This window comes from Salipaludibacillus sp. HK11, assembly GCF_047795645.1.
Taxonomy (GTDB): Bacteria; Bacillota; Bacilli; order Bacillales; family Salisediminibacteriaceae; genus Salipaludibacillus.
On the sequence record NZ_CP181045.1, the window covers coordinates 5,147,650 to 5,161,083 of the forward strand.

The 13,434-nt window shown below is 35.7% G+C and carries 16 protein-coding genes; 12 read left to right on the forward strand and 4 right to left on the reverse strand.

Going from position 1 to position 13,434, the window contains the following annotated elements:
* The first annotated feature begins 43 nt into the window (after positions 1-43).
* Positions 44-2,098, forward strand: a complete 2,055-nt coding sequence (locus ACM26V_RS24475; protein WP_416149362.1) for a penicillin-binding transpeptidase domain-containing protein — start codon at positions 44-46, stop codon at positions 2,096-2,098.
* A gap of 154 nt (positions 2,099-2,252) precedes the next feature.
* Here ACM26V_RS24475 and ACM26V_RS24480 read toward each other — a convergent pair whose 3' ends face one another.
* Both ACM26V_RS24480 and ACM26V_RS24485 read right to left on the reverse strand, forming a co-directional pair.
* Positions 2,253-2,795: a hypothetical protein gene (locus ACM26V_RS24480; RefSeq protein WP_416149363.1), complete on the reverse strand. Its 543-nt coding sequence runs from the start codon at positions 2,793-2,795 to the stop codon at positions 2,253-2,255.
* 50 nt (positions 2,796-2,845) lie between these two features.
* Complete coding sequence (locus ACM26V_RS24485) at positions 2,846-3,184, reverse strand: hypothetical protein (protein WP_416149364.1); 339 nt, start codon at positions 3,182-3,184, stop codon at positions 2,846-2,848.
* A 360-nt stretch (positions 3,185-3,544) separates the two neighbouring features.
* Here ACM26V_RS24485 and ACM26V_RS24490 point away from each other — a divergent pair, with 360 nt between their 5' ends.
* From ACM26V_RS24490 to ACM26V_RS24530, 9 genes are all read left to right on the forward strand, one after another.
* Entirely contained in the window at positions 3,545-4,144 is a 600-nt protein-coding gene (locus tag ACM26V_RS24490; RefSeq protein ID WP_416149365.1) for a hypothetical protein, read from the forward strand.
* 113 nt (positions 4,145-4,257) lie between these two features.
* Positions 4,258-4,407 (forward strand): 50S ribosomal protein L33, encoded by a 150-nt coding sequence (gene rpmG / locus ACM26V_RS24495; protein ID WP_093047744.1) that lies wholly within the window; start codon positions 4,258-4,260, stop codon positions 4,405-4,407.
* A gap of 166 nt (positions 4,408-4,573) precedes the next feature.
* Positions 4,574-5,158, forward strand: a complete 585-nt coding sequence (locus ACM26V_RS24500; RefSeq protein ID WP_416149366.1) for a 5-formyltetrahydrofolate cyclo-ligase — start codon at positions 4,574-4,576, stop codon at positions 5,156-5,158.
* A gap of 23 nt (positions 5,159-5,181) precedes the next feature.
* On the forward strand, positions 5,182-5,991 hold the full coding sequence (locus tag ACM26V_RS24505; protein WP_416149367.1) for a DUF92 domain-containing protein: 810 nt from the start codon (positions 5,182-5,184) through the stop codon (positions 5,989-5,991).
* Positions 5,992-6,010: 19 nt separating this feature from the next.
* Positions 6,011-7,033, forward strand: coding sequence for a ThiF family adenylyltransferase (locus tag ACM26V_RS24510; RefSeq protein WP_416149368.1), 1,023 nt, complete (start codon positions 6,011-6,013; stop codon positions 7,031-7,033).
* Between the two features lie 169 nt (positions 7,034-7,202).
* Positions 7,203-8,156, forward strand: coding sequence for an L-lactate dehydrogenase (locus tag ACM26V_RS24515; protein WP_416149369.1), 954 nt, complete (start codon positions 7,203-7,205; stop codon positions 8,154-8,156).
* Positions 8,157-8,300: 144 nt separating this feature from the next.
* Complete coding sequence (locus ACM26V_RS24520; protein ID WP_416149370.1) at positions 8,301-8,474, forward strand: hypothetical protein; 174 nt, start codon at positions 8,301-8,303, stop codon at positions 8,472-8,474.
* Positions 8,475-8,675: 201 nt separating this feature from the next.
* The gene (locus tag ACM26V_RS24525; protein ID WP_416149371.1) at positions 8,676-9,428 is read left to right on the forward strand and encodes an HAD family hydrolase; all 753 of its coding nucleotides are present in this window, start codon (positions 8,676-8,678) and stop codon (positions 9,426-9,428) included.
* On the forward strand, positions 9,425-11,005 hold the full coding sequence (locus ACM26V_RS24530; RefSeq protein WP_416149372.1) for a rhomboid family intramembrane serine protease: 1,581 nt from the start codon (positions 9,425-9,427) through the stop codon (positions 11,003-11,005). Before ACM26V_RS24525 ends, ACM26V_RS24530 begins: the two co-directional genes overlap by 4 nt.
* Before the next feature lie 48 nt (positions 11,006-11,053).
* Here the strand turns inward: ACM26V_RS24530 and ACM26V_RS24535 are convergent, their stop codons facing one another.
* Entirely contained in the window at positions 11,054-11,941 is an 888-nt protein-coding gene (locus ACM26V_RS24535) for a hypothetical protein (RefSeq protein ID WP_416149373.1), read from the reverse strand.
* A gap of 166 nt (positions 11,942-12,107) precedes the next feature.
* The gene (locus ACM26V_RS24540; RefSeq protein WP_416149374.1) at positions 12,108-12,506 is read right to left on the reverse strand and encodes a YueI family protein; all 399 of its coding nucleotides are present in this window, start codon (positions 12,504-12,506) and stop codon (positions 12,108-12,110) included.
* Positions 12,507-12,649: 143 nt separating this feature from the next.
* Here ACM26V_RS24540 and ACM26V_RS24545 point away from each other — a divergent pair, with 143 nt between their 5' ends.
* Both ACM26V_RS24545 and ACM26V_RS24550 read left to right on the forward strand, forming a co-directional pair.
* Positions 12,650-13,162: a hypothetical protein gene (locus ACM26V_RS24545; protein ID WP_416149375.1), complete on the forward strand. Its 513-nt coding sequence runs from the start codon at positions 12,650-12,652 to the stop codon at positions 13,160-13,162.
* A 63-nt stretch (positions 13,163-13,225) separates the two neighbouring features.
* Positions 13,226-13,405 carry a YqgQ family protein gene (locus ACM26V_RS24550; RefSeq protein ID WP_416149376.1) on the forward strand — a complete coding sequence of 60 codons (180 nt, stop codon included), beginning with the start codon at positions 13,226-13,228 and terminating at the stop codon, positions 13,403-13,405.
* The last annotated feature ends 29 nt before the right edge of the window (positions 13,406-13,434 follow it).

Genomic DNA, 13,434 nt, shown 5'->3' on the forward strand with positions numbered 1-13,434 from the left:
ATGGATGATCGTGAATGTTAATTATAGAAAGGATCAATAACATATGAGTGAAAAAAAACACCAGAAACCTCATCTACCTGTTCGGTTAAACATTCTTTTCTTTCTCGTATTTTTGCTATTCTCAGCTCTAATTCTCCGTTTAGGTGTTGTGCAAATTGTTCAAGGAGAAAGCTTTCAAGAGGAACTCGAAAGAACGGTAAATATTAGTCAACCAGTAGAAGCACCAAGAGGAATGATTTATGATCGATACGGGAATACACTAGTTGGAAATGAACTATTATTTACGGTAACTTTTACAAACCGACGTACTTCATCAGCAGAAATGGTTGAAACGGCGAGGAAGTTAAATGAATTTATAACAATGCCGCTGGAAATAGAAGAAGTGAGAGAACGTTTTGTTGCTGAGCGAAAAGATTTCTGGACGATTCTCAATGAAGAAGAATATCAAGAAAAATTAACAGTAGAAGAAGCTAGTGAAAGAGATTTATCTGATAGCGAGGCTCATGCAGAGAGGATGGAGCTAATAACAGATGAAGAACTAGATCAATTGACTGATGAAGAGTTAGAAGTATTTCTTATTTGGAGAGAATTTATTAGAGGGTACAACAATCTTCCACATAAAGTACTGCGTGGGGTAGAGTACGTTGAAGCTGCCCAGATCATGGAACATATGGATAATTTACCTGGGATAGATATCATTCGTGATTCGACAAGGGTGTATCAATATAATGACACTTTAAGGTCTATCTTTGGAAGTGTTGGTTCTATTCCTAGAGAAGAGTTAGATAGTTTCTTATCGAAAGGATATGAACGGAATGAAGAAGTTGGACAAAGTTACCTTGAAGCACAATACGAATCGGTTTTAAGAGGGAGAAAAGGTGAGAGAGATAATTTTGTAGACCCAGACGGAAATTTGTTGAGTAATCCTGATGAAAAACAGGGGAGTAGAGGAAATGACCTTGTATTGACTCTTGATATGGAATTACAGCAGCATGTTGAAGAAGTGATTAAAACGGAAGTGAATAGCAGTGCTGCTAGGTTTATTGGAGATAAGAATGCCTATGTAGTGATAATGGATCCGAATACGGGAGATATCCTTTCAATGTCAAATAATACTGAGAATGATAATAGTAGCGATTTAGACACGTTTCAAAAAGCTTATGAAGTGGGATCATCTATGAAAGGTGCGACTGTGTTAGCGGGTTTTGATACCGGAGTTATGTCACCGGGGCAAGTTATTATAGATAGACCACTTTCATTCCAAGGATCGCGGGATATAAGTTCTGTAAGTAATCTTGGTCCTGTAGACGATCTTTCAGCTCTGGAACGGTCATCAAATGTATACATGGTAGAAGTAGCGATGAGGCTTATAGGCTACAATTATGGCATGGGTGGAAAATTACCAAATGCTTCTTCTGGTTATGATATTTTAAGATCTTACTATAGTCAATTTGGGTTAGGTGTCCATACAGGTATTGACCTTCCAAACGAATTTAAAGGGATAAATGGGGGGGATATTACAGAAAACTATTTATTTTTATCTTTCGGACAGTTTGATACATATACTCCAATGCAATTAGCTCAATATGTATCGACAATTGCAAATGACGGCTACCGAATTGCCCCAAAAGTAGTTAAAGAAATTCGGGAACCTAATATGCCCAAAGATGAAATTGGCGGCCTTTCGCAGCAAATAGAACCGAAAATTTTGAACTATTTAGATGTTGATGATAACCACATGAGTAGAGTCCAACAAGGGTTTCGCAGAGTGATTCGTGGCAACCAAGGTACAGCAAATAGCTATTTTCAAGGCAGAGATTATGATCCCGCTGGTAAAACTGGAACAGCACAGGTTACAGTAGATGGTCAATATGCTAATAATCAAACGTTTGTTGGTTATGCACCTTACGATAATCCTGAAGTTGCTATCTCCGTTGTTGTACCTGGGACTGCAGATATCGATAGTTCTGGTGTTGCGATGAGAATAGCAGAAGGATCACTAGACGCTTATTTTGAATTGAAAGAATCTCGTATTGGTCCAGAAATGCCAGAAGACGGCGTTGATATTGATGAAGTTGGAGATGGCGTATCAGATTAATTGCTAAGATGATTCATAAAAAAAGGCGTATGAAAAGGTCTAGCCTTTTCATACGCCTTTTTTACTAATGCATTAGAAATAGTATAGAAGGTTGTCTGAAACTATATTGGATATCAGTAGTATTGAGAGGTTATACAGTGTTTATGATTTTGATTTAGGAAGTAATCATAGTAATAATTTCCTCAATCGACATTTTATTATTTAACGTATACTCCCCAATTTGAATTCGATTTTCTAATCCCTTGTCAGAAAGTTCTTGTTCAAATGGACGAGCACTTTCAATAATATTTAAAGTTACCAGTCTATTGCTTATATCTTTTGACGTCATCCCTTGTTCGACCGAAAGAATACTGTAATAGGTATCTTCGCTTTCTTCGGACTCGCTTGAAGATTCAGATGTATCTAATTCTTCATGATCATCGATAGACTGTTTTAGTTCTGCTATTTGCAACTCTAACGTCTTGTTTTCTGATATTAATTCTTCTTTCCGTGCTTGTTCGTTACTTTGCTCATCCTCAGTTAGAATGATATATCCTTGCTCTTCTAAACTTGAAATTCCACGACCATCTTCTTGATTTTCTTCAAGGTCTGATTCAAAGGCAAGTGTTTCAGGTTGCAAGTAATAAATACTAGCTAGCAGAGCACCAGCAAGAAATAAACCAGCTGCTGTCCCGCGAAATGTATCTTTAGAAGCCATGTACGCTTCTCCTTTCCGTTTCGAAATGTTTAGTAATTCCGCTTTTTAAACTATTGTGCTAATAATTCTTCGATTTCATCAACAGGATAATCAGTAATTAAAGAAATATCTTCAACAGAATGTCCTTCTTCGTGCATAGACAGAACATCGTCACGACTAAGTGGCTGCGGAATATGATGAGAAGGTTCAGTATTCGTTCTGTTTTCACCAATCATATATTCTTCTTCAAGAACCTTAACTTTCTTTTTTAAATAATAAATTTCTTGCATTAATTGAATCGATAAGTTGTCCAATTGTTTTTCGAGTGCTTGATTTGGTCTTTTTTGAAAAAAAGATAGAAAAAATAAAATTGCAGATAAAATAAATAAACTAATAATCAACCATTCCATATGTGGCCCTCCTTACTAAAACATTATGTCTTCCCTATAATATCAGATTTTAGTGTCTTATTGGAATTTGATTATGAATGAATGTATGATAGAAACTTTTTATTGGTAAATTTTAAAAGTTAATTTGATTGTTAAAGGTTAAAGTTGTTGTATAAATAAAAAAAATAACACTTCTTCTGTGGATAAAACTAAGATCCTTCCTAATTAATTTGGATCGATTTTAAGTTACGTAAGGGAACTCTAAAAGGTTTTCTGTTTTAAGCAATTAATGACAAGAAAATACAAAAACACCACCTTGTAGAAATGGACAAACATCGGTACGATAGGGATACAAGCAAGAAATGAGAGGAGATTTTAAGGATGAATCGATTACAGCAAGGGATTAAAAAGTATTACAAAGAGTATATTATAAAAATGAATAATAGTTCATTACCTATTATACGATTAGAAAGTGGAAAACAGTTTATTGAGACATTTATTGGTAAATTAAATGTAAAATGGTTAAGACTTCCAAGTGAAGCTGATTGTGCTACATTACAAAAACTATGCATTCATAATGAAAGTTCTTCTACTGTTGATTTTCAGATTTTGATTCAGTACAAGGTTCTAGATAATATATCAATTCCGTTTGTCTATTATTCACCTACTAACGAAGCAATGATGATATGTCATAACAATGAGTACAGTCTTATTGGAGGCGTAAGCAGTCAAAGGGGGCCGTCACAATATCAAACAAATGAAAAGGATGTCGAGTTAAGCGAACGAGTAGAATCTATTCAAACCGTATACCCTCCAATATCTCAAGATAGCAAAGGTTTTGGTATGGGTTACCAATTAAAGGTAGCGGCAAATAGTCATGCACATGTGTATGATTGGGAAATTAATCACCATCATTTATATGAGTTAGAAAAAAGTCACAAGCATTTCAAAGACCTTTTAGCAGAAAAAATGTTTCATTAGTGTTCACGTGTGAAAATATTATTAAATGATAGTCTTCTTTCACTTGAATGTAGCTCTAAACTCTGATATTATTTTTAAAGTATGAGTTAGTATAGAGTTTGGAGGGGAAGAACATGCGCGTACAAGTCACTTTAGCTTGCACTGAGACAGGCGACCGTAATTACATTACGACAAAAAATAAACGTACGAACCCAGATCGTATGGAGCTTAAGAAATATAGCCCGCGTCTAGGCCGTCACACGTTACACCGTGAGACAAAGTAAGCAGAAGATTACTCTTCTGCTTTTTTTTAATACTTTAAGAATGTTTACCTTTGCTAAAGGATTAAAGTATAAGATAAACTAAGGCTATCGCTATGAAGGATTTGGCGAAGCCAAGTTTTCTAATACTAAATTAGATGTTAGTTTTGTGAGAATGGAGTTGAATTTTGTGAGTAAAACCGACCTGCGAGAAAAAGTCAAAAAGGAAATTTCCGCATTAGAGAAAGTTGTTAAGGAAAGATATTTGCAAAGAATTTATTCGACACTATTTTCTCATGAAAATTGGATTAAAAGTGATACGATTGGAGTGACCATTTCTGTCGGCAATGAGATTGCTACAGAATCGATTATTAGACAAGCTTGGCTAGAAGGAAAACAGGTTTTAGTACCGAAGTGCGATTCATCTAATAAAACGATGACATTTTATTTACTTGAAAATTTCGATCAGTTGGAAAACAGTTTTTACGGTTTGAAAGAGCCGAATCCAACTAGGTCTCAAATACATAGACCGGATAGCATAGATTGGATGATTGTTCCTGGGGTCGTATTTGACCAACTAGGCTATCGAATCGGTCAAGGTGGCGGGTATTATGATCGATTTTTAGCTTCTTACCCGCTTTCTACCGTATCGGTATGTTATCCACTCCAACTAGTTAGAGACCTACCACATGAAAGGCATGATATTCCAGTTGATTTTATTCTAACACCTGACCAAGAAATACAAACTAAAAAAACAAGAACACATAAGCAGTAATCTTGCAAAGGTGATGATAAAAAGTGGAGTTTAATCAAGATTTCATATGGCTACTTGGAGTGGCTGTCTTAGCTTATATATCATACAGGAAAAAAGCGTTGAATATTTCTGGCGCTGTTGCGAGCTTTGTCATAGGTGGAGTTATTACTTTTGCTTTCTCTTTATATGGGCTTCTATTATTGGCAGGGTTCTTTCTGTCTTCCACTTTGTTAGGAAGAATATTGAAAATACCTGGTGTACGCCACGAAGAGTTTGAAGAAAAGGGAGAGACAAGAGATGGGAGACAAGTTGTGGCAAATGGTGGATGGGCCGCAGTAGCATCATTGATCTTTCTTCTTACCGGTAATCCAGGTTGGTTTTTAGCTTTTGTTGCCAGTTTAGCAGCTGCTAATAGTGATACATGGGCATCAACAATTGGTAAACGAAGCAGTATTCAACCAAAAATGGTATTTACCGGTGAAATTGTTTCTCCAGGTCAATCAGGGGGAACAACACTTAGAGGGAACGCTGGTGCGATGGCAGGGAGCACCTTTATTGTTATGACGGCAATTATGTTTCAGTTTTTATCTACAGTTGATTCGTTCACATGGTTCATATGGTTGCTAATTGTTTTGGTAGGATTTGCTTCACAGTGGATAGATGCAGTAGCTGGGGCTTTTCTTCAATCGCTTTACTATTGTGATACTTGCCAAAGATATACTGAAAAACAGTATCACTGCAAAGAGCGAACGAAGCTTGTGAAAGGATTTAAGTGGATAAATAATGATATCGTAAATCACTTTTGTACTTTTTCAGCATTTCTTACTGGCGGAATTATCGGAATTTACTTTTAACTGTGAAAGGTGATGTTTAATGGAGAAATCGTGGGAGCGTTATTCAAGACAAATGCTTTTTCAACCAATCGGTGAAGAAGGACAGCAAAAGTTGTTAAACTCTAAAGTGCTTATTGTTGGTATGGGTGCTTTGGGGACAGTTGTCGCAAATCATCTTGCAAGAGCAGGAGTAGGCCACCTTGTTTTTTGCGATCGAGATTATGTTGAATTAAGCAACTTGCAAAGACAAACATTATTTGATGAAGAGGATGTGCAACAGTTTCTTCCTAAAGCTGTTGCTGCAGAGAAGAAACTTAGAAAACTGAACAGCAGCATTTCCATTGAAGGCCACGTAGCAGATATTTCTGCTAATAATATTGAAGAATTTATTGAAGGTGTCGATGTGATTGTTGATGGAACCGATAACTTTCAGACAAGATACCTCATTAATGATGTAGCTTATAAATACAACATACCATTTATTTATGGCGGTGCAGTCAGTTCAAGAGGTATGGGGACCGTATTCATCCCTGGTAAAACATCTTGTTTACGGTGCCTTTTCCCTACACATGACTCATCAGGACAGACATGTGATACGATTGGCGTTCTTTCACCTGTTGTAGATATTGTAGCAAGCCTTGAGGCACTTCAATGTATGAAGTTATTAACTGATAATCAAGATGACATCGCTAATGAACTGACCACGTTTGATATTTGGAAAAATCATCATTTTTCAATGAAACTAGGAGAGGCTAATGAGCAATGTCCTACTTGCCAACTTAAGGAATATCCAACCTTGACTGAATCTGATCAAGATCAAGTGACAACATTGTGTGGCAGAGATACAGTGCAAATCGTTAATAATGGAACAGTAGATCTAGAAGAATCGGAAAAGAAACTTAGATCATTAGTTAAGGATTTGAAGAGAACGCCGTTTCTTTTAAGAGTTTATCTTCATGAAGGGGAAACGATGGTCTTGTTTCCAGATGGTCGAACACTTATACAAGGGACAGAAGATATATCAAGAGCCAAAACACTATTTTCAAAATACATAGGTATGTAATATAACAACTATGATAATGTAATATAACAACTATGATAATGTAATAAAGTAGACAAATTGAAATCGCTTTCAACACTTGGTATTGTTTTGATTTCATGTAAAATATAAATTAGAGTACAAAAGTTAATATTTCAAGTAGTAACAAAGTTGAAAGAAAGGTGGGAAAGTTATGTATGGAAGTAAAACATCTCGAGTAGTAGTTATTGGAATGGGAAATGTTGGGTCAAGTTATGCTTTTTCCCTCATTAATCAGAACATCACGGATGAAATGGTTTTGATTGACTTGAACAAGGAGAAAACTGAAGGAGATGCGATGGATTTAAATCACGGCATTCCTTTTGGAGCTCCTACAAAAATATGGGCTGGTGACTTCTCAGATTGTAAAGATGCTGATTTGGTTGTTATTACAGCGGGAGCTAATCAAAAGCCAGGGGAAACAAGATTAGATCTCATTGAAAAAAATGTTAAAATTTTCAAAGGGATTGTTAAATCTGTTATGGACAGCGGATTTAATGGCATTTTTATTGTCGCAACGAATCCTGTAGATGTGTTGTCTTATGCAACATGGAAGTTTTCTGGATTACCAATGGAGCGAGTAATTGGGTCTGGGACAATTTTGGATACGGCTCGTTTCCGTTTTTTATTGAGTGAATACTTTAAAATTGATGTTCGAAATATTCACGGTTATATCATGGGCGAACATGGTGATACGGAGCTTCCAATATGGAGTCAAACTCGAATTGGATCTGAACCAATTGATCGATACATGTCTAAATATAAGCCGAATGGGAAACAAGAGGATCTTGATGAGATCTTCATAAATGTGAGGGATGCTGCATACCATATTATCGAACGAAAAGGTGCCACTCACTATGCGATTGCAATGGGACTAGCCCGATTAACGAAAGCGATCCTCCGAAATGAGCAGTCTATTCTAACTGTGTCGACATTAATGAAGGGTGAATATGGTTTGAATGATCTATATATTGGTGTACCAGCTATCGTTAGCCAGCATGGGGTAGAGAGAACGATTGAAATTGATTTATCAGATGATGAAATGACAAAACTTAACCATTCTGCTGATGTTTTGAAAGACGCAATGAAACCTATTTTTGAAACGTAAATATAAGATGATTAGATATTAGAAGAGTAGCATAACCATCTGCTGCTCTTTATTTTTTAAGAATGTTTATCATCATTACACAGTTTTCCAAGGATAAAAATCATTCTTTTGCATCATTCTAATTAGCAAAGGAGTGATAATGTCATGAAATGGATTTGGTCAGCGGTAATAATGATCTTAATTTCGATGATGATGAAGTATCGATATAGAGTGCTAAATGCTTTGTTAGCAAGGAGATGGTTGCGTAGGTTTGCCGTTTCATTTGTGATGAGAATTCCAGCAGTGAGAGAAAAAATGATGTACCAAACGTTTCGTTAGATCCCAGATTCCTGGGATCTTTTGTCGATTCGGAATTGGTGAAATTAGGATTTGATATACATATACCCCAAAACAATAAACTTTGATAAGTGCCCCAAAAATGATCGAGCGGTTTTTACAGCTTTTTTGATAGATTTTAGAAATACGTATTGATATGGTGAAGACCTTTGATTTGATATAATATAGTCTGGGGTGAATACAATGAATAAATGGAAAGCGATTATGTTTGATCTTGATAATACGTTGTTTAGTCATGAGGATGCCTTCAAAAAAGCAATCAGCGAATGTTTTCATAAGTACCAACAAAAATATGTTGAGAAGCAAAGCCGAATAGCAGTAGATACATTCTTTCCAGTATTTAAAAATTACAGTGATTTATTCTGGGGGAAGTTTGAATCTGGTGAAATAAAAGCTAAAGAGTATCGTCGCCAAAGGTTTATTGCAACGATGAAAGACCTTGACTTACCGTATAGCAATGATATTGCCGATGGCTTCCACAACCATTATTACGAAGTAGTTGATGAATATAGCATTCCCTTCGATGGTGTACACAGCTTTTTGGAATGGATCAGCTATTCTCAATTGAAAACAGCGATTATTACAAATGGTACGAAAGATACGCAGTATAACAAAATCAAAACAATGGGTATAGATAAATGGATTTCTCCCAATCAAATATATGTATCTGAAGAAATTGGTTATACAAAGCCGGATCAGAAGTTATTTCATTTAGTTGAAAAAGAGCAAGGTCTAAAAAGTGAGGAAATCCTGTTTATTGGAGACTCTTGGAAGCATGATGTAGTAGGTGCAATTGAGGCTGGTTGGGAAGCAGTTTTTCTCAATACCCGTAATGAAGAAAGAACAACAGATCATCAACCAATTGCAGAATACAAGAAATTCACTGACATGGAGAATGACCTGACTGAGTTGATTAAAGAAGGGAGGAGCACATGAACGCTTTTACTGAATCGATTCGCTTTTGGGAGACACTACACCATTTAATTAGGCGAGAAGGGATGCGGATAATTAAATTAAATGAAGAAAGTGAAGTTGCTTGGATTGAAGATGATCGACGTGAACCTTATCAGCTTATTCGACTTGCCCATAAAAACTATGATTGGAGTAACTATCTTAAGAAAGATACTGTTCGCACATTGGAAATGGCATATAAAATTCGTAAAAATCAAAAGCTAGGGCAAGCAAATGTCGTCAATGTGATTTTATCGGCTTACTTACCCGTAGATGATTATGAACAGATTACCTCACAAGCACTCCCCTTCACTGCAGGTGGTAAGAACCAATACCGAACAATTTTAATACCATTAAACGATTTGAAAAATCGACTATTCCCGTTGGCAACTGAGTGGAAACTTAATGACATGCCTTCTTATTTATCCGAAACCTATATTGAGGAGACGGGGAATGAAGAGCAATATATACAGTCTTTAAAGCATTCGATAAAACAATCGATGAAAGAGAGACAAGAAAAAGATAGAAGTTTATTTCTTTACGGAAAACCTCGATTTACATTTCTACTCTTAGCTATTATTTTAGCAATTTATGCGTTAGTAGAAATCCAAGGATCGACAACAAGTACTCTGACATTAGTGCAATTTGGAGCTAAATTTGACCCTCTTATCGTTGAAGGCGAATGGTGGCGATTTTTTAGCGCAATGTTTTTACATATTGGATTTTTACATTTGTTTATGAATTCTCTTGCTCTTTTTTACTTGGGTGGGGCAGTAGAACGAATTTTTGGAACGCGTCGATTTATTTTTATCTATTTTATTGCAGGTTTTATTGGCTCCGTTGCTAGTTTTGTTTTCAACGATAACGTCTCAGCTGGAGCAAGTGGTGCTATTTTTGGCTGCTTTGGTGCTTTACTATATTTTGGTCTTAATCATAAACGATTGTTTTTTCGCACGATGGGTATGAATGTTATTGTCATTTTAATTATCAATCTAGCATTTGGATTTTTAGTACCAATGGTAGATAACGGTGCTCATATCGGAGGCTTAGTCGGAGGGTTTGCTGCATCAGCAATGGTTGGTATGCCAAAAGAAAAAGGAGCTGTAAAAAAGGGATTGGCTTTAGCTACCACTGCGGTTCTGGCAACAATCCTTTTATGGTTCGGTTATCAACAAGATTTGGAATCTGAACAAATTAGCGCCGTTTATTATCAAATGGCACATGAGTCTGTTGAGGCAGAAGAAACGGTTGTTGCTAAAAGTTACTTAGATAATGTGACTAATAGTTCAGCTCAAATAGGCGATGAACTAGCTGCAAGAGCCCATTTTTTACTTTCGTATATCCAAATGAAAGAAGGTAACTTTAGTGAGGCGGAAACAAATCTTCTCGTTTCGATTGAAAAGCAGCCTGCTTTTCATGAAGCTTTTTTTAACTTAGCTTTGATTTATTACGAACAACATCAATTTCAAGAAGCGTTAGAGAAAGTTGAAAAGGCAATTGAAATTCAACCAGAAAATACCGATTATCGCGATCTTCACAGAGAATTAGAGCAGTTAATTTAGTAAACTCTTCTTGAGATCCAATTGTTTAAGAAGTTTGAGAATTGGTTGTCATTTAATCAACTGAAAAAGTTGTTGCCTTTTCCCATCTTTCGTTTCATAGAGAAGTAGTAGGTGTTGAGCCTCTTTATGAAGCAATACGTTAGGAAGGCTGTTTCCTTTTGGAGAATATGTTTCCTCTGTAAACGTGTTGATTCCTAAAATATAGTAGCGATAAAATCCTTCCCATAGCTGTCCTATGATCGAAAAAGTTTCTTTTTGAGTTAATCCAGGTAGTGGATAGTGAATAAAGTCAGGGAAGTCAAGCAGGGTAAAGTAATAATATTCATCAAGGTCAATATTAAATTCTTCGAGTAGACCATCTAACTGATACGTTAGTTGTTGGTCCATTATCGAGTCTAATATCTGTTTACTTTGCCTTTCTTCGTCAGTTGAAGCTTTTTTGAAGGAATGTAGTGGACTCAAAGGTGAATCAATGACGTATAGTTGATCTTGGCTCCACGTATGTTTACTTTTCATCATGTCATCAGGATAGTGAACTTCAGCATGATGAAAAGTAACGACGTCATACCTTCCACTATCTTCACCATCAGCGGTCCCGACTTCTTCTATAAACAATTGATCTTTTAATGATTGTTTTCTAGCTTTTACAAAGGTCCCGTTTTCAAACAATAAAGACATATCACTCCTAAGAAACGCAGGCTCATTTGTTTCTGATGAAAAAGACCATTCTAATAAGTACTCATCGTTGTCTTTTTTACTTAGAAGTTCCAATGCAGTATTTCCTTCTCGAAAGTAAATTTGATCATCTTCCGGAAAAAAAATAAAAGCTTCATCCATTATTCTCCATGAGAATAACGACGTAAAAGATAGGATGATAGCGAGGGATAAAGAAAGACCAGCAATCTTAAAAAAATGTTTGTTAATAAATTTGATCATAGAAATTCCCCCCTGTTTTTTAGACAAGCCAGTCTCTTTTTTATTATGCAAAAAGGAGAGGGAATATGACTTCTATTAAAATATTGGTGAAGAAAATTACTATTAAGTCATAATTTTAAAAAATTGACCGACCACTAAAAGTGATCGGTCGATAAAGTGGATAGATTTAGTTGTCACCCATATCGTCTTCGTAAAGGTCATCTTTAATAAACATCTCAGATTCCATATTGATAGCTGTATCAGCTGACAACACGATACCAAGAGGTGTATCTTGTCCGTCATTTACGATTGTAAATAAAAGAGAATGCTTGTTTGCAGCTTGGATATAGTTATTATAACTTGTGTAATTGAGAGCACCATTAATATAGAGGTGAGCATCTTTTGTTTCTTTCATCGCTTTTTCCATTTCTGGGTACATACCGCGATGCCTAACTTGAGAATTAGTTAAACATAAATAGACTCTTTCTGCTAGTGTACTTAAGAAAAGTTTCCGCTCTTCTGGACGAATTTCAGGTGATCCATAAATTCCATGTTTTAAGATATCTTCTAACTTTTGATTTGACATGTATTTCCCTCTCTCCATCATAAAACTAGGGTTTGCTAAAGCAATATAGATAGTATATCAACTGAAGGCTCTTTTTGCCATATGAATTGTTTGTCCTTAAATCAAAGACAAGGGCATAGATTTATAGCAAGGAGGGGTTTCAAATGATAATTTTTTTATTTGAGATGTTGATAATTTTATTAGCGAGTGTTGCGCTTGGTTCCATGCCTGCCCTTAAGGGGAGGTATCCTTTTCCAGGTAGTTTGATTTTTTTTATCCTGCTTACTATTATACCTATTAGTATCGGACTAATTGTTGGAGCAGCTTTGTTTTCTTGGATATCCGCGTTTATTTTCAAGTTAATCGTTATCTTGTTTGCCTTGTTTATTATGTTTTATTTTCAGCATTTGTATCATCCATCTTATGGTTATGTCCCTTATCATAAAAAAGGAAATTGGCTTATTTTATCAGGATTCTTTTTTTTATTGGGAATTGAGTTTGCAAGTTACGGTTTTTCAGCGTGGTTTATTCTCCTCATTGTTCCTATTTCTGCAGCGGGCGTCATTGGAGGATTTCTCTTTATGCGAAGTGCGTTAAGCTATTTTCGGTATTTAGGAGTTATTCATTTTGTTCCGTTGGGCTTATTTTTAGTCGTAGCGATATTAAAGCTGATATAATATGATAGGTGTTAGTAGCATTTAAATGAAGATGTGATCGGAATTGAAGGAGTTAAAGTAGAGATGAATTATTATGAGGTATTGCAGTTCTTAAAAAAATACCAAACATATATTTATACAGGCGATCGACAAGCTGATTTAGATTTAGTTGAGATAGAACTCCAAGAACTATATCAGTTGGGAATGATCGATGCAGATTTCTTTCGCGATGCAAAATTAGCTATTTTAAAAGAAAGAAGGTAAGTTCCTTAGTAAGTTTAGTTAACGAAATG

Excerpts from the sequence above, each read along its gene's own strand:
- ACM26V_RS24520 (WP_416149370.1), top strand. The coding sequence starts at position 8,301 with ATGAAATGGATTTGGTCAGCGGTAATAATGATCTTAATTTCGATGATG.
- ACM26V_RS24525 (WP_416149371.1), top strand. The coding sequence starts at position 8,676 with ATGAATAAATGGAAAGCGATTATGTTTGATCTTGATAATACGTTGTTT.
- ACM26V_RS24515 (WP_416149369.1), top strand. The coding sequence starts at position 7,203 with ATGTATGGAAGTAAAACATCTCGAGTAGTAGTTATTGGAATGGGAAAT.
- rpmG (WP_093047744.1), top strand. The coding sequence starts at position 4,258 with ATGCGCGTACAAGTCACTTTAGCTTGCACTGAGACAGGCGACCGTAAT.
- ACM26V_RS24530 (WP_416149372.1), top strand. The coding sequence starts at position 9,425 with ATGAACGCTTTTACTGAATCGATTCGCTTTTGGGAGACACTACACCAT.
- ACM26V_RS24490 (WP_416149365.1), top strand. The coding sequence starts at position 3,545 with ATGAATCGATTACAGCAAGGGATTAAAAAGTATTACAAAGAGTATATT.
- ACM26V_RS24545 (WP_416149375.1), top strand. The coding sequence starts at position 12,650 with ATGATAATTTTTTTATTTGAGATGTTGATAATTTTATTAGCGAGTGTT.
- ACM26V_RS24550 (WP_416149376.1), top strand. The coding sequence starts at position 13,226 with ATGAATTATTATGAGGTATTGCAGTTCTTAAAAAAATACCAAACATAT.
- ACM26V_RS24480 (WP_416149363.1), bottom strand. The coding sequence starts at position 2,795 with ATGGCTTCTAAAGATACATTTCGCGGGACAGCAGCTGGTTTATTTCTT.
- ACM26V_RS24540 (WP_416149374.1), bottom strand. The coding sequence starts at position 12,506 with ATGTCAAATCAAAAGTTAGAAGATATCTTAAAACATGGAATTTATGGA.
- ACM26V_RS24510 (WP_416149368.1), top strand. The coding sequence starts at position 6,011 with ATGGAGAAATCGTGGGAGCGTTATTCAAGACAAATGCTTTTTCAACCA.
- ACM26V_RS24535 (WP_416149373.1), bottom strand. The coding sequence starts at position 11,941 with ATGATCAAATTTATTAACAAACATTTTTTTAAGATTGCTGGTCTTTCT.
- ACM26V_RS24485 (WP_416149364.1), bottom strand. The coding sequence starts at position 3,184 with ATGGAATGGTTGATTATTAGTTTATTTATTTTATCTGCAATTTTATTT.
- ACM26V_RS24475 (WP_416149362.1), top strand. The coding sequence starts at position 44 with ATGAGTGAAAAAAAACACCAGAAACCTCATCTACCTGTTCGGTTAAAC.